Below are 13924 nucleotides of genomic sequence, written 5' to 3'. Positions count from 1 at the left end.
ATCCACCATCCTAGTTCGGCTCCTTCCCCGCGGCCGTCGCGGCGGATTCGGGGACCTCGCCCTCGGAGCGGGTGGCGATCGAGCCGCGAGCGACCGTGACGAGTACTTCCGTGCCGGCGGGCGCCTGCGCGGCGTCGCGCACGATGACCCCGTCGGCGATGTGGGCGATGGCGTACCCGCGCGACAGGGTGGCCAGCGGCGAGAGCGCTCGCAGCGACGCACGGAGCTCGGTCGTTCGGCGGTCGTGCGTGGCCACGAGACGCTCGACGATGTCGCGGCCGCGGTTTCCCAGCATCCAGATCTCCTGAGCGCGGCCGGTGAGAATCGCGTCGGGGGTGCGCAGCACCGGGCGTGAGCGCAGTTGCTCCAGCTGGGCGATGTCATGGGTCACGCGCTGCGCGAGCCGACCGCTCAGGCGCGCCCGCAACTGCGCGACAAGCGCACGCTGCTCGCTGACATCCGGCACCACCCGCTTGGCGGCGTCGGTGGGCGTCGAAGCGCGGAGGTCTGCGACGTCGTCGAGCAGGGGGTGATCGTTCTCATGCCCGATGGCGCTCACGATCGGCGTGGATGCGGCGGCCACGGCTCGCAGGAGACGTTCGTCGCTGAAACCGAGGAGGGTCTGCGGGTCGCCGCCCCCTCGCGCGATCACGATGACATCCACGTCGGGATCGGCATCCAGCGCCTTGAGCGCGGCGATCATCTCCGGGACGCACCGGTCGCCCTGCACGGCGGCGTGCTTCGTGCGGATCCGCACGTGCGGCCAGCGCAGCTCGGCGTTGCGGTGCACGTCTTTCTCGGCATCGGAGTTCTCCCCGGTGATGAGGCCGACGAGGCGGGGGAGGAAGGGGATGCGCTTCTTCCGGGAGGCGTCGAACAGCCCCTCGCCCCGCAGCTTCGCGCGCAGCTGCTCGAGCTTTTCCAGCTGATCGCCGAGTCCGACGTGCCGCATGGCGGAGACCGCGAAGCTGAAGTCCCCTGAGCGGGGGAAGTAGTCGGCCTTGACGCACGCGATGACATGGTCGCCGGTCGAGAAGTCCTTCGACAGGCGCTGGGCCGTGCTCGACCACACCCGGAACGAGATGGTCGCATCGGTGGCGAGGTCTTTCATCCGCCCGAACACGTTGCCGCCACGCACATTCCAGGAGGTGATCTCTCCCTCGACCCACACCGACCCCCAGCGGTCGACGGAGCCGCGGATGGTGTCATTCAGCCGCGCGACCGACGTGGGCGCGTGCATCGTGGAGTCGCGCGGGGGCACGGAATCGGGCGGCGGGGGCTGCCCCGGCACCGCTTCGGGCTGGAAAGTGGTCATCACTTCTCTCGAGATCGATCGAGGATCGGCCGGACTCGGCCGTCGTCCAGGGGCGTCCTCGTAGAATCAAAGGGTGAGCACCCCTGTCGTTTCGCTGCCCGTGCCCCGGATCCCGGGTCGTCGCGGGCGGCTCCAGGATATCCCGGTCGACGGACACAAGAAGGTGCTCCTGGCCGCACCCCGTGGATACTGCGCGGGTGTGGACCGCGCAGTGATCGCGGTGGAGAAGGCGCTGGAGCGGTTCGGCTCGCCGGTCTACGTGCGCAAGCAGATCGTGCACAACGTCCACGTCGTCAGCGAACTCGAAGCGAAAGGCGCGGTGTTCGTCGACGAGGTCGATGAGGTCCCGCCCGGGGCGCACGTCGTCTTCAGCGCCCACGGCGTGTCACCGGCCGTCGTCTCGGCCGCTGCCGACCGGGGTCTGCAGGCGATCGATGCCACCTGCCCGCTCGTGACGAAGGTGCATCGGGAAGCGGTGCGTTTCGCCCGTGACGACCGCGAGATCCTCCTCATCGGCCACCTCGGTCACGAAGAAGTCGAGGGCACCGCGGGCGAGGCGCCCGATCACGTCACGATCGTGAACTCGCCCGATGAGGCCGACACCGTCGTGGTGCGGGATCCGTCCAAGGTCGTGTGGCTGTCCCAGACCACCCTGTCGGTCGACGAGACGATGGAGACGGTCCGGCGCCTGCGGACGCGGTTCCCGCAGTTGCAGGATCCGCCATCCGACGACATCTGCTACGCCACCCAGAACCGCCAGGTCGCGATCAAGAAGGTCGCGAAGGGGGCGGACCTCGTCATCGTGGTCGGCTCGGCGAACTCCTCCAACAGCGTGCGCCTGGTCGAGGTTGCGCTCGAGCACGGCGCGAAGGCCGCCTACCGCGTGGACTACGTCGACGAGGTGCGGCAGGAGTGGCTCGACGGCGTGGAAACGGTCGGCGTCACCAGCGGCGCATCCGTTCCCGAAGTGCTCGTCGAGGAGGTGCTGGCAGAACTCGCCGGCGCCGGTTACCGCGATGTCGAAGAAGTGCGCACCGCCGAGGAGGATCTGATGTTCTCCCTCCCCAAGGAGCTGCGCTCGGATGTCTCCGGCCGCCGTGACGCGCGTGCGCTCGGCGGGCGGGGTCGCGCGTGAGCGACGGCGACCCGCGACCGCGTCCGCAATACGGCGAATACGCCACCCCCGAGGAGCAGCGGGCGCGCATCGCGCGGCCTGACACGACGGACGCGCTCGCGGCAGGCGTTCATCCCGCACCGGAGTCGGGGTCGGCGGCTCCGGTCGCATCGGAGGCGCCTGGCGCTCCCGCTTCGCGGACCGCGGCGCCGGCGACCGGCTGGCGTCTCGCCGACCGCATCGTGAGCATCGGACTGCTCGTCTACGGGCTGTTCAACGTCCTCTTCACGACGCCTCGGTTCTTCGATTTCGCCGGCTTCGCCAACGAGTACCTGGCGTTCCTCGGCGTGGACGAGTCGTTCTCCAACTTCGATGCGGCCCGCGTATGGGGCCCCATCGCCGGCATCGTCTACGTGGTGGGCTGGCTCGCGAGCGCGCTCCTCACCTGGTGGCAGCTCCGCCGCGGGCGCGTCGCGTTCTGGATTCCGCTCGTCGGTGCCCTCCTGACCATCCTCGTCGTGGCCGCGTGCCTCACCGTGCCGCTGTCGGGCGATCCCGCGTTCGCCGAATTCATCGATCGGTTCTCGGCCGGACGATGAACCGCGCGGCGCCCCATCTCGTGTGATCTGGGGAGGTGCCATGCGCGGCAAGGACGACGTTCAGCTCGGTGCGCTGTACGACGCCCATGCGGCGCCGGTATGGCGCTACGTGGTCAGCCTCACCGGTGATCGTGCCGGCGCGGACGACGTCGTGCAGGAGACGCTCCTGCGGGCGTGGCGGAGCCCGCGGATCCTTGAGGACCCCGCGTCGGCGCGAGCCTGGATGATGACCGTCGCCCGGAACCTCGTCATCGACGAGGCCCGGAGTGCGCGGCGGCGTCATGAAGCACCCGTCGCCGACGTGCCCGAGCGCGCGCGGCCGGACGGTTCCGACGCACTGTTCGATGCGCTGCTGATCGAAGACGCGCTGGCGGGACTGAGCGCCGACCACCGCGCGGTGATCGTGGCGGCGTATTACGGCGGACACACCACCGCCCAGGCGGCCGAGGAACTCGGCATCCCGGAGGGCACCGTGAAATCACGGCTGCACTACGGTCTGCGGGCGCTGCGGCTCGCACTGCAGGAGAGGGGGGTGACGCGATGAATCCCGAACATGATCGCGTTGCGGAATGGGACGCGGCATACGTCCTGGGGGCGCTGTCGCCTGCCGACCGCCGCGCGTACGAAGACCACCTGGCCGAATGCGACGAATGCCGTCGCGCGGTCGCCGAACTCGCGCCCACGGCGGGGCTGCTGTCGCGTGTGCCCGCCGAGCGGGCGCGGGCGATGGATGACACCCCGGCCGACCCGCGCCCGGAGCTGCGGGACGCGCTCCTGCAGCGTGCACAGCACCGGCGACGGCGTCGCATCGTGTGGACGCTCGCGGCCGCGGGTGCGCTGGTGCTGGGCGGCGTGGCCGTGCCGGTGACGATCGCCGTGACGGCCCCGCAGGGGGTGGTGTACGCCCTGACCGACCTCGCGGGAGCACCACTGGAGGCATCGGTGCGCCTGACCGACGCGGCGTGGGGGACGCGCATCGATCTGGTCTGCCGCTACAGCGGCGAGGTGCTGGACGCCCCCGAGGAGGGGTGGCCGTATGCGCTGACTGTCACCGACGCCGAGGGAGCGACCACGACACTCTCGACGTGGCGTGCGTCTCCCGGCTCGACGACGAATCTCAGTGCGGGTACCGACCTGCCGGTCAGCGAGATCGGTGCGGTGGAGATCCGCACGATCGACGGAGAAGACGTGCTGATGCGTTACGACGCGGGGGAGTAGGCGACCCGCGGCCGCGGCCGTGACGTAGCATTCCGGGATGCCCCGTGTCCTCGCCGTCTGCGTCGTGCACCAGCTCCGCCCCGACACCGGCTTTCTCGGGGTGACCGCGATCGACAAGCGCCCCGTGCCTACCGCGGTGCACGTCGGTCAGTACGGGCTGCGTGGTGACGTGCAGGCCAGTCGCAAGCACCACGGCGGGCTCGAGAAGGCTGTGTACGCCTACGCGCAGGAGGACGCCGCCTTCTGGGAGGCTGAACTCGGCCGGGAGCTGCCGCCGGGCTGGTTCGGCGAGAACCTCCGGGTGGAAGGCCTCGACGTCAACGCGTCGCGCATCGGCGAGGTGTGGCGCATCGGCGACACCGTCGAGGTCGAAGTGACGATGCCGCGCACCCCGTGCGCCACCTTCGCCCGATGGGTCGGCGGTGCGGAGCAACGCGGATGGGTGCGCCGGTTCGCGGCGGAGCGTCGCCTCGGTCCCTACCTGCGTGTTCGCCAGGTCGGCAGCATCCGCGCCGGCGATGAGATCGAGGTGCTGACCGTGCCGGAGGGCGCCCCGGGCCTGCTGGAGAACTTCCGCGCGCCGGCCTGAGACGACGGATGCCCCGACCGCGAGGCCGGGGCATCTCTGAAGTCGTGCGGGTCAGGCGCCCTGCGACTTGCCGTGGGAGCCGAGCTGCTGGGTGGCCCCGACCACGCGGGCGGCCATCGCCGACTCGGCGACCTTGCCCCAGGCGCGCGGGTCGTACTGCTTCTTGTTGCCGACCTCGCCGTCCACCTTCAGGACGCCCTCGTAATTGCTGAACATGTATCCGGCGATCGAACGCGTGAACGCGTACTGCGTGTCGGTGTCGATGTTCATCTTCACCACGCCGTTGCTCACCGCGAGCGCGATCTCTTCATCGGACGAGCCGCTGCCGCCGTGGAAGACGAGGTCGAGGGGCTTGGGGCCGGTGCCGAAGCGCTGAGCGATGCCGGCCTGGATCTCGCCGAGGAGCTCGGGGCGCAGCTTGACGTTGCCCGGCTTGTAGACACCGTGCACGTTGCCGAAGGTGAGCGCCGAGATGTAGCGGCCGTTCTCGCCCAGCCCCAGGCGCTCGACGGCCTTGGTGACGTCGCCGACGGTGGTGTAGAGCGCTTCGTTCGAGCCCTCGTGCTGCACGCCGTCCTCTTCGCCGCCCACGACGCCGACTTCGATCTCGAGGATCGCGTGGATGGCGTTGAGGCGGGGAAGGAGCTCCGCGGCGATGTCGATGTTCTCCTCCAGCGGCACCGCCGAGCCGTCCCACATGTGCGACTGGAAGATCGGGTTGCGCCCGGCCTTCACCTCTGCTTCGGACGCTTCGATCAGCGGCAGCACGAAACCGGGGAGGGCGTCCTTCGGGCAGTGGTCGGTGTGGAGGGCGACGGTGATCGGGTAGTTCTTGGCGACCTCGGTGACGAACTTCGCGAACGCGATCGCGCCGGTGGCGCGGCCCTTGACCGTGTGCCCGGCGAAGTAGTCCGCTCCGCCGGTCGTCACCTGGAGGATTCCGTCGGAACCCGCCTCGGTGAGGCCCTGCAGCACCGCGTTGATGGTCTGCGAGCTGGACACGTTGATGGCGGGGTACGCGAATCCGCCCGCCTTGGCGCGGTCAAGCATCTCGGCGTACTGCTCGGGGGTGGCGACGGGCATGAAGTCTCCTCGATTGTGGAGTGGGGGTTGTCGGTCACTCTACCGAAGGCGCTCGACCACCCGGGAGGTGGGGTGCCGCAGGGGCGGACGACGGCATCTTCCCCAGCGGCAAGAATGGCGATTCCTTCGCGTGGCCGGGGAGGCGAATCGGTCGATTCGTTCGGCGGCGTGGATAGGCTGGCCGCATGGTGAGTCTTACCGCCGACATGAGCCCCCTCCACCCCGACCGCAACCTCGCACTCGAGCTTGTGCGCGCGACCGAAGCCGCCGCCATCCGCGCGGTGCCCTTCATCGGTCGCGGCGACAAGGAGGCGGCCGACGGTGCGGCCGTCGATGCGATGCGGGCCTTCTTCACGACCGTGAACTTCGACGGCACGATCGTCATCGGCGAGGGCGAGAAGGATGACGCGCCCATGCTGTTCAATGGCGAGAAGGTCGGCAACGGCCGCGGCCCGCAGTGCGACGTCGCGGTGGATCCGATCGACGGCACGTCGCTCACGGCGGCCGGACGGCAGAACGCGCTGTCCGTGATCGCGGTTTCCGACGCGGGGACGATGCTGGATGCGTCCACCGTGTTCTACATGGACAAGCTCGTCACCGGCCCCGCCGGCGTCGGCGTCGTCGACATCCGGCTCCCTATCGGGGAGAACATCCGGCGCTTGGCCAAGGCGCTGGGGAAGCCGGTCGACGAGCTCGTCGTGTCGGTGCTGAACCGGCCGCGGCACGAGCAGCTCATGCAGGAGATCCGCGACGCCGGAGCCGGCACGCGTCTCATGAGCGACGGCGACGTCGCCGGTGGCATCAACGCGGCGCGCCACAACGCGCGGACCGACATGTGCGTCGGAATCGGCGGCAGCCCGGAAGGCATCGTCACCGCGTGCGCGATCAAGGCGCTGGGCGGCCACATCCAGGGCCGTCTGTACCCGCAGACCGACGATGAGCGGCAGAAGGGCGCCGACGCCGGCCTGAGGTTCGACTACGTCTACGAGGCCGACGAGCTGGTCAAGGGCAAGAACACGATCTTCGTGGCGACCGGTGTCACCGATGGCCAACTCGTCGCCGGCGTGCGCCGTGAGGGCGACTGGCTCTCCACCGAGAGCGTGGTGCTGCGCAGCGCGTCGGGCACGCTCCGGCGCGTCGTGTCGGAGCACCTGACGTCGAAGTGGCTCTGACCCGCTGAGATCAAAAGGGCGGCGGGTCGCCGTCGGGCAGGAACATCACCTGCGGCGCCGGCACATCGAGGTAGTGCCGCCGCAGAGGTGAGGTCCACCGGATGGACCCGTCCGGCAACTGCTCAGCCACCCATTCGGTCTCGGTCTTCAGCGTGTGATGTCGTTTGCACAGACACGCCATGTTGCAGACATCGGTCTTTCCGCCCTGTGCCCAGTCGAGATTGTGATCGTGGTCACAGAGCCGTGCGGGCATCCGGCATCCAGGAAACCGGCAGTGGATGTCGCGCGCCGCGAGAAACCGTTCCATCGTGCTGCCGGCGCGGTATCGATCGACGGCGAGCACCATGCCGGTCACGGGGTGGGTGAGGATCCGATCCCACCCCGAGGATCCGGCCATCAGGCACCGTGCCGTGTCGGCGTCGATGGGGGCCTTGCCATCGATACGGGCGCCTCGGTCATCTTTGCCGGCCGCGGTCAGAGCGGGGACGGTCACCTGGACCTCGGCGCGGATCGCGCCCAGCCCGCCGGGGAGCTTGTCTTTCGTCGGATCGATCGCCGGCTGCCCGGTCAGCAGGATGTCGCAGAAGATGTCGGCGCGGATCTGATCCAGGGTGCGCGTGTCGCAGACGCTTGGCTTCTCCTCGGCCGACTCCGCTGACATGCTTTCGTCCGGCTCCGTGGTGATCGCACGGATCTCTCGCGCCTGTCTGCTCAGCCGGTCGTGGACCGCGAACGCCTCCGTGACGGGCAGGATGGCCCGCACCTCGGCCATCCCGTCGTCGATCTCCGTGACCGTGACCATGCGCGTCAGCGCGGCGCGCTGGAACCGTTGAGTGATGGATTCCGGCTGCATCCGTTCAGCGAGAGCAACGGCGAACGCTTTTGTGCGGGCGGCCGTCTCCCGCTCCGCCCGGTCGAGCACGACCCGCTCGAACGCAGCCCGCTCGCGCGGGTTCGCCAGAACGGCCCCGGCGTCGCAGATGGCGGTCGCGTGGCGCAGCGTGATTCGTCCGGCCGAGAGGGCGTCGACGGTGGCCGGGAACTTCTCCGTCAGCTCCAGGGCGTCGCCCATGCGTCGCTGCACGGTGCGATCGTTCAGCCGAAGGGCCAGACCGATCTCAGCGGCGACCGCGCGCAGTTCCATCTCGCGCGTCTGCTGTCGCCGCGGCCGGTGGGCCATCCGGTCGAGGGCGATGCGCATACCGGACGCGAAATGCAGTATCGCCTCGGCTTCCAGCGCGGCGATCGCCTCCTGATTCGCGCAAAGGTCGTCAACGACACGGGCGAGGTGCTCGCGACCCTCCGAAGCTCCGGAGCCGGCTTCCGCTGTCATGCGATAAGCGTCCCACCGACCACCGACATTGTCCCTTCTCGCTGTCCCGGCTCAGGCCCTGATCGCTAGATCATCACGGCCTGCCGCGCAAGGGCATCGAGCGGCCGGGCTTTCCCGGGGAGCCTCGAAGGACATCGGCACTGTGATCGAGTCGTGACGCCCCGGTGCGGGGAAGTCTGGCAAAATTGTTTCTGGTGTCGATGGGGATGCTTCCCAGACCGATCATCGAGGGGTACGCCAGATGTCCGTTCAGACCAGTGCGCCGAGGACCGGCGCCCAGGCCGTCATCGCCGATGCCGTCGACCCTGCCCGCCGACCGGATGTGCTGTTCCGCGTGCGCCGCGAAGAGGGCCAGCAGATCAGCGCCTGGTGGATGGTCGGTGCCTTTGTTCTCGTGTCCGGCGCGGTGATCACGCTGCTCAGCTTCGTCCCCGGCGGCGCCTGAGCGGTTCCCGGCTCACTCCGCCGATTCGACGTCGATCCGCGCGCGGAGTTCACCGACGTCGGCGCCGATGATCGCGTTCGGTGACTCGGGTGACACCAGTTCCGGCGCGCTCCACCGCCGCAACGGTGTCTCCACCGCTCTCGGCGGGGACACCGCATCCAGCTTCGTGTCGTCGATCCCGGGGAACTTGCGTGCGCTGGCGAGCACGCGGGACTCGAGCGAACCGGCGAACCGGTTGTAGCTGTCCACGGTGCGCTCCAGCGCCCGCCTCAGGTCGTCGGCGTGACCGGCGACCGTGCCGATCCGCTCGTACAGCTCCGTTCCCAGCGCGAACAATTGCCGCGCCTCCTGCGACACGTCCTGCTGGGTCCAGGTGTACGCGACGGTCTTCAGCACCGCCCAGAGGTTGACGGGGGATGCCAGCGCGACGCGCTTGGTGAACGCGTAGTCCAGGAGCCCCGGGTCTTCCTCCAGCGCGGCGGCCAGGAGCGATTCGCTCGGGATGAAGCACACCACGAACTCGGGGCTGGTGGGCAGCGACGCCCAGTACGCCTTCTTCGCCAGAGCATCCACGTGCGCGCGGACAGCACGCACGTGCTTGTCGAGGAGGCTCTTGCGCCGGGCGCCCTCCGCGCCGTCCGCCGTGAGCGGGATGGCGCTGGCTTCGAGGAACGCGTCCAGCGGCACCTTCGCGTCGACGGCGAGCGCCTTGTCGCCGGGCAGGCGAACGATCAGGTCGGGGCGTGCGGTACCGCCGGAGCCGGTGGCGAGCGTCGACTGCGTCTCGAAGTCGACATAGCGGAGAAGTCCGGCGGCTTCGACGACGCGACGCAACTGCGTCTCACCCCAGACTCCGCGGGTGCTGCCCGATCGCAGTGCCGAGGCGAGGGATTCTGTCGTGGCGCGCAGCGACTCGTCGGACTGCGACGCCCGCCGCAGCTGTTCGCTGAGGGTCGCGAACTGGGCTCCGCGGTCGCGTTCGAGTTCCTCCACCTTCCGCTGCATCGTGCCGAGCGTCTCGCGCACCGGTTCCAGGGCGCGCAACACGGTCTGCTCCCGGCGCTCGCGTTCCTCCCGAGCCGCCTGCTCGGCGCGGGTCTGACCCGCGAGCTCGCGGTACAGAAGCTGCTGGTGATCGAGCTGAGCCTGTACGCCCGCGCGACCCGCTTCGCTGCCGGCCAGGCGCGCGGTGAGGTCGGCGCGCTCGCGCGCTCCGCGTGCCGCGGCGCGCGAGGTGCCCACGGCGAAGCCGGCGAGGGCACCCACGAGCACGCAGGCGATCGCCACGAGGGGAAGGGCTAGTGCGTCCATGCCGTCAGTGTGCGCCCGACCCCCGACATCGCCTCAGGCGACGGCGAGCATCGCGTCCACGCGCGCCGCGGGCGCGTCCCTGTGCGGGGCGGGCGCGTTCGTACGCGGGGCGGCGATGGCCGAGACGCGGACCCCGGTCGCGAGCGCGAGGGCGTCCACGTCGGGCGCCTGCACTCGGCGGGCGGCGTCGATGACGATGTGCGCGCACGCGAGCGCGTCGGCGAGCGCGTCGTGGTGCGCGAAGTCACCGAACCCGGCGGCCGCGGCGGCCAGCGGGAGCCGGTAGGAGTCGAGCTCGTACGTGCGACGGGCCACCTGCAGGCTGCACAGGTAGCGGTAGGGCGGGCATACGTCGCCGGTGGCCTCGCACGCGCGCCGCAGGACGGCCATGTCGAAGCCGGCGTTGTGCGCGACGAGCACATCCGCGCCGGCGAACGCGGTCAGCTGCTTCAGCTGCGCGCTCCACCCGAGAGCGGACGCGACGTCTTCGGGCCGGATGCCGTGGATGCCGATGTTGAAGTCGTAGAACGTGTCGTGTCCGGCCGGCGGGCGGATGAGCCATCCCGCGGTCGCCACGACCTGCCCGTTGCGCACCCGCGCCATGCCCACTGCGCAGGCCGATGCATTGCTGGAATTCGCCGTCTCGAAGTCGATCGCGGTGAAGTCCAGGGTCACCTCCTCAGGTTTGCTTTCCCCGCCGCATCCGCCCGTCAGGCGCGCCGCGGGGATGGCGATTCCTCCGGCTGTGTTGTCTCACTTGTGCAGCTTCTGGGTTGCCGAAAGCTGCACAAGGGGGACATCCCGCTGCCGGGGGTCCGCGTAGGGTCGAAGAATGGCCAGCCGCGAAGAGATGTCGACGTCATTCGGAGCCGCCGCAGACACCTATGAGGCGGGGCGGCCGTCCTATCCCGCCGCGGCCGTGGCGTGGATGCTGGAACCCGTCCGCGATCCCGACCGCGCGCTGCGGGTGGCAGACGTCGGCGCCGGGACGGGCAAGCTCACGCGCGGAATCGTGGAGAGCGGCGCGGAGGTCATCGCGATCGACCCCGACCCGGGGATGCTGGAGAGTCTGAGAACCCACGTCGTGGGTGTTCCGACGTTCGTCGGGCGGGCCGAGGCGCTGCCGCTGCCGGACGCGGCGTTGGATGCAGTTCTGCTCGGTCAGGCGTGGCATTGGGTCGATGTACCTGCCGCCTCCGTCGAGGTGGCCCGCGTGCTGCGCAGCGGAGGGGTGCTGGGCCTCGTGTGGAACATCCGCGATGAACGCACGCCGTGGGTGCGGCGTCTCACCGCGGCCATGCACAGCAGCCAGGCCGAGGAGATGCTCGCCGAGGGGGGTCCGAGCGTAGATGCGCCGTTCGAGGGGGTGGAGGGACGCTCGTGGCACTGGACGCGCCCCATGACGCGCGACGACATCTTCGCCATGGCCCGCTCGCGCAGCTACCTCCTCACCGCCGAGCCCGCAGAGCGCGCGCGCATCGAGCAGGCGCTCGCCGACCTGTGCGACGAGATCGGCGCCGTCGCCGACGCCGTGGTCGACCTGCCCTACGTGACGCGCGCGTTCCGCACCATCCGCCCGTAGCCCCACCCTCGCCCGCCAGCCAGCCCGCCAGCCCGCCAGCCCGCCAGCCCGCCCGCTCCTTCCGTCCGAGCCGCCGCGCCCGCCCCATCCGCGCCCGTCGCGTCGCGTCCCGCGCCGAGAAACCACAACCCGGCCGAGACATAACGCGTCGCGTCGTGTCTCGCCCGGATCGTCGTTTCTCGCGCGCCGCCGCACCCGGGCAGCATCCGCCTGTGCCGCGCCTCCCGCGCCCCCCGCCACCCGCCGAGAAACCACAGCCCGGACGAGACATAACGCGTCGCGTGGTGTCTCGTCCGGATCGTCGTTTCGCGCGCGCGGGGTGGGGCTGGGGTCCCCGCGCCGCGGGGGCGCAGCATCCCCCCACGTAGACTGGACTCCCGTGGCTCTCACCATCGCAATCGTCGGTCTCCCGAACGTCGGCAAGTCGACCCTGTTCAACGCCCTGACCAAGAATCAGGTGCTCGCGGCGAACTATCCGTTCGCGACGATCGAGCCGAACATCGGCGTGGTGAACCTCCCCGATCCGCGGCTCGAGAAGCTCGCCGAGGTCTTCCACTCGGAGCGCATCGTGCCGGCCGTCGTGTCGTTCGTCGACATCGCGGGCATCGTGCGCGGCGCGAGCGAGGGGGAGGGGCTGGGCAACCAATTCCTCGCGAACATCCGCGAGGCGGATGCGATCGCCCAGGTGGTGCGCGGATTCGCCGACGACGACGTCGTGCACGTCGAGGGCGCCGTGAACCCGGCCGGTGACATGGAGACTATCAACGCCGAGCTGCAGCTCGCCGACCTCCAGACGCTGGAGAAGGCGATCACCCGGTACGAGAAAGAGGTCAAGGGTCGCAAGCTCGACCCCTCCGTGCTCGAGACCGCGCGTGCCGCCGAGCTCGCGCTCCAGAAGGGCCAGCTGCTCTCCGCCTCCGACATCGACCTCGCCCCCATCAAGGAGCTCGGGCTCCTGACCGCCAAGCCGTTCATCTTCGTGTTCAACGTGGATGAGGCGGTCCTGACGGATGATGCGCGCAAGGCTGAGCTCGCCGCCCTCGTCGCCCCGGCGAAGGCGGTGTTCCTCGACGCGAAGATCGAGTCGGAGCTCATCGAGCTCGACCCCGAGGACGCCGCCGAGTTGCTGGCCTCGACCGGGCAGGAGGAGTCGGGCCTCGTCCAGCTCGCGCGTATCGGATTCGACACGCTCAACCTGCAGACCTACCTGACCGCGGGGCCGAAGGAGGCGCGCGCGTGGACGATCGGCAAGGGCTGGAAAGCCCCGCAGGCGGCCGGCGTCATCCACACCGACTTCGAAAAGGGCTTCATCAAGGCCGAGGTGATCTCGTTCGACGACCTCATCGACGCCGGCTCTGTGGTCGAGGCCCGCTCGCGCGGCAAGGCGCGCCTCGAGGGCAAGGACTACGTCATGCAGGATGGCGACGTCGTGGAGTTCCGCTTCAACAACTGACGGATCCACGTAGGCCATGACCTCCAGTGCCGGTCGTGATCATCAGAGGCGCGAAGTGCTTCCGCGTGTCACCGAGTTGCGCGCTCGGCTCCTCGCGTGGGATGTCCTCGGCGTTTACGCGGATGCCGACCGGCCTGCAGACGATGCGGAGTACGACGACCTGATCTTGCCGATGATGACCTGGCTGGGGGAGGGCGTTGATGCGGACGAGTTGAGCGCGCGGCTCGTCCGATTCCTCCGCACCGACTATGGCCTCACTGTGAGCGACGAGAAGGCGGAGGTCCAGTTCGCGCGTTCGCTGGTCGAGTGGTGGCAGTCTCACGCCAGTTGACGTATGCCAGCTTTGGTGGAGTTCCGTAACGGAGTGCATCAGGCGGCCTCCGACGGCGAGTCGAAGATCATCGCCCTGGAGTGGCCAGATGCATCGCTTCGGTTACCGCCAAGGCGTTCCCTCCCAGACGGATCGATCCCTTGAGATCAGCGGCGTAGGTCGACCAGCACGATCACGCCACCGGTAGCAGAGTCACAAAAGCGCCCGAATGATCCGAAGTAGGACGACTCTTGGTCGCCGTCCGGGAGGTCCGCGAGCGTGACTTGTGCGCCGTACCCCTCGAGGTGTGCGCCGTCACTGACCCTTTGACCCCCTTCGAGGACCACGGCATCGCTGTCCTGTTCGCTTTTGTCCGGCCAGACAATCCACAAGATCGCCC

At 69.5% G+C, this 13924-nt stretch carries 15 protein-coding genes; 10 read left to right on the top strand and 5 right to left on the bottom strand.

Features of this window, described 5'->3' with window-relative positions; all coding sequences use genetic code 11:
- Positions 1 to 10: 10 nt before the first annotated feature.
- Positions 11 to 1315 (bottom strand): exodeoxyribonuclease VII large subunit, encoded by a 1305-nt coding sequence (gene xseA / locus AC4FS2_RS08750; protein ID WP_491177067.1) that lies wholly within the window; start codon positions 1313 to 1315, stop codon positions 11 to 13.
- A gap of 73 nt (positions 1316 to 1388) precedes the next feature.
- Here xseA and AC4FS2_RS08745 point away from each other — a divergent pair, with 73 nt between their 5' ends.
- From AC4FS2_RS08745 to AC4FS2_RS08725, 5 genes are read left to right on the top strand one after another with little or no spacing between them, the layout of a single operon-like run.
- A complete protein-coding gene (locus tag AC4FS2_RS08745; protein WP_491152053.1) occupies positions 1389 to 2450 on the top strand; it encodes a 4-hydroxy-3-methylbut-2-enyl diphosphate reductase in 1062 nt (353 codons plus the stop codon).
- The gene (locus AC4FS2_RS08740; RefSeq protein ID WP_491152055.1) at positions 2447 to 3028 is read left to right on the top strand and encodes a DUF6264 family protein; all 582 of its coding nucleotides are present in this window, start codon (positions 2447 to 2449) and stop codon (positions 3026 to 3028) included. Before AC4FS2_RS08745 ends, AC4FS2_RS08740 begins: the two co-directional genes overlap by 4 nt.
- A gap of 40 nt (positions 3029 to 3068) precedes the next feature.
- The gene (locus AC4FS2_RS08735) at positions 3069 to 3572 is read left to right on the top strand and encodes a sigma-70 family RNA polymerase sigma factor (protein ID WP_491152057.1); all 504 of its coding nucleotides are present in this window, start codon (positions 3069 to 3071) and stop codon (positions 3570 to 3572) included.
- Positions 3569 to 4246 carry an anti-sigma factor family protein gene (locus AC4FS2_RS08730; protein WP_491152058.1) on the top strand — a complete coding sequence of 226 codons (678 nt, stop codon included), beginning with the start codon at positions 3569 to 3571 and terminating at the stop codon, positions 4244 to 4246. The genes AC4FS2_RS08735 and AC4FS2_RS08730 overlap by 4 nt, the downstream gene beginning before the upstream one ends.
- Before the next feature lie 37 nt (positions 4247 to 4283).
- Positions 4284 to 4835, top strand: coding sequence for an MOSC domain-containing protein (locus tag AC4FS2_RS08725; protein WP_491152059.1), 552 nt, complete (start codon positions 4284 to 4286; stop codon positions 4833 to 4835).
- 51 nt (positions 4836 to 4886) lie between these two features.
- On the opposite strand, the gene fbaA is transcribed toward AC4FS2_RS08725, so the two are convergent.
- Positions 4887 to 5918, bottom strand: coding sequence for a class II fructose-bisphosphate aldolase (gene fbaA / locus AC4FS2_RS08720; protein WP_491152061.1), 1032 nt, complete (start codon positions 5916 to 5918; stop codon positions 4887 to 4889).
- Positions 5919 to 6103: 185 nt separating this feature from the next.
- On the opposite strand from fbaA, the gene glpX reads away from it, so the two are divergent.
- Positions 6104 to 7090, top strand: a complete 987-nt coding sequence (gene glpX / locus AC4FS2_RS08715) for a class II fructose-bisphosphatase (RefSeq protein WP_491152063.1) — start codon at positions 6104 to 6106, stop codon at positions 7088 to 7090.
- Positions 7091 to 7100: 10 nt separating this feature from the next.
- Here glpX and AC4FS2_RS08710 read toward each other — a convergent pair whose 3' ends face one another.
- A complete protein-coding gene (locus AC4FS2_RS08710) occupies positions 7101 to 8423 on the bottom strand; it encodes an HNH endonuclease signature motif containing protein (protein ID WP_491152065.1) in 1323 nt (440 codons plus the stop codon).
- 241 nt (positions 8424 to 8664) lie between these two features.
- On the opposite strand from AC4FS2_RS08710, the gene AC4FS2_RS08705 reads away from it, so the two are divergent.
- The gene (locus AC4FS2_RS08705; protein ID WP_491152066.1) at positions 8665 to 8868 is read left to right on the top strand and encodes a UDP-N-acetylmuramyl pentapeptide phosphotransferase; all 204 of its coding nucleotides are present in this window, start codon (positions 8665 to 8667) and stop codon (positions 8866 to 8868) included.
- Positions 8869 to 8880: 12 nt separating this feature from the next.
- On the opposite strand, the gene AC4FS2_RS08700 is transcribed toward AC4FS2_RS08705, so the two are convergent.
- Both AC4FS2_RS08700 and AC4FS2_RS08695 read right to left on the bottom strand, forming a co-directional pair.
- Positions 8881 to 10179 carry a DNA recombination protein RmuC gene (locus tag AC4FS2_RS08700; RefSeq protein WP_491152067.1) on the bottom strand — a complete coding sequence of 433 codons (1299 nt, stop codon included), beginning with the start codon at positions 10177 to 10179 and terminating at the stop codon, positions 8881 to 8883.
- A 33-nt stretch (positions 10180 to 10212) separates the two neighbouring features.
- On the bottom strand, positions 10213 to 10854 hold the full coding sequence (locus AC4FS2_RS08695) for an exonuclease domain-containing protein (protein WP_491152069.1): 642 nt from the start codon (positions 10852 to 10854) through the stop codon (positions 10213 to 10215).
- Positions 10855 to 11011: 157 nt separating this feature from the next.
- On the opposite strand from AC4FS2_RS08695, the gene AC4FS2_RS08690 reads away from it, so the two are divergent.
- From AC4FS2_RS08690 to AC4FS2_RS08680, 3 genes are all read left to right on the top strand, one after another.
- The gene (locus AC4FS2_RS08690) at positions 11012 to 11761 is read left to right on the top strand and encodes a class I SAM-dependent methyltransferase (protein WP_491152071.1); all 750 of its coding nucleotides are present in this window, start codon (positions 11012 to 11014) and stop codon (positions 11759 to 11761) included.
- 379 nt (positions 11762 to 12140) lie between these two features.
- Complete coding sequence (ychF, locus tag AC4FS2_RS08685; protein WP_491152072.1) at positions 12141 to 13214, top strand: redox-regulated ATPase YchF; 1074 nt, start codon at positions 12141 to 12143, stop codon at positions 13212 to 13214.
- Positions 13215 to 13230: 16 nt separating this feature from the next.
- Positions 13231 to 13545: a hypothetical protein gene (locus AC4FS2_RS08680; RefSeq protein ID WP_491152073.1), complete on the top strand. Its 315-nt coding sequence runs from the start codon at positions 13231 to 13233 to the stop codon at positions 13543 to 13545.
- Positions 13546 to 13924 lie beyond the last annotated feature (379 nt).

The organism is Microbacterium sp. Z10_103 (assembly GCF_058310455.1).
The sequence above is the reverse complement of the archived record's forward strand: the minus strand, read 5'-3'. Positions and strand labels throughout refer to the sequence as shown.

Excerpts from the sequence above, each read along its gene's own strand:
- xseA (WP_491177067.1), bottom strand. The coding sequence starts at position 1,315 with ATGACCACTTTCCAGCCCGAAGCGGTGCCGGGGCAGCCCCCGCCGCCC.
- AC4FS2_RS08735 (WP_491152057.1), top strand. The coding sequence starts at position 3,069 with ATGCGCGGCAAGGACGACGTTCAGCTCGGTGCGCTGTACGACGCCCAT.
- AC4FS2_RS08730 (WP_491152058.1), top strand. The coding sequence starts at position 3,569 with ATGAATCCCGAACATGATCGCGTTGCGGAATGGGACGCGGCATACGTC.
- AC4FS2_RS08725 (WP_491152059.1), top strand. The coding sequence starts at position 4,284 with ATGCCCCGTGTCCTCGCCGTCTGCGTCGTGCACCAGCTCCGCCCCGAC.
- fbaA (WP_491152061.1), bottom strand. The coding sequence starts at position 5,918 with ATGCCCGTCGCCACCCCCGAGCAGTACGCCGAGATGCTTGACCGCGCC.
- glpX (WP_491152063.1), top strand. The coding sequence starts at position 6,104 with ATGGTGAGTCTTACCGCCGACATGAGCCCCCTCCACCCCGACCGCAAC.
- AC4FS2_RS08710 (WP_491152065.1), bottom strand. The coding sequence starts at position 8,423 with ATGACAGCGGAAGCCGGCTCCGGAGCTTCGGAGGGTCGCGAGCACCTC.
- AC4FS2_RS08705 (WP_491152066.1), top strand. The coding sequence starts at position 8,665 with ATGTCCGTTCAGACCAGTGCGCCGAGGACCGGCGCCCAGGCCGTCATC.
- AC4FS2_RS08700 (WP_491152067.1), bottom strand. The coding sequence starts at position 10,179 with ATGGACGCACTAGCCCTTCCCCTCGTGGCGATCGCCTGCGTGCTCGTG.
- AC4FS2_RS08690 (WP_491152071.1), top strand. The coding sequence starts at position 11,012 with ATGGCCAGCCGCGAAGAGATGTCGACGTCATTCGGAGCCGCCGCAGAC.
- AC4FS2_RS08680 (WP_491152073.1), top strand. The coding sequence starts at position 13,231 with ATGACCTCCAGTGCCGGTCGTGATCATCAGAGGCGCGAAGTGCTTCCG.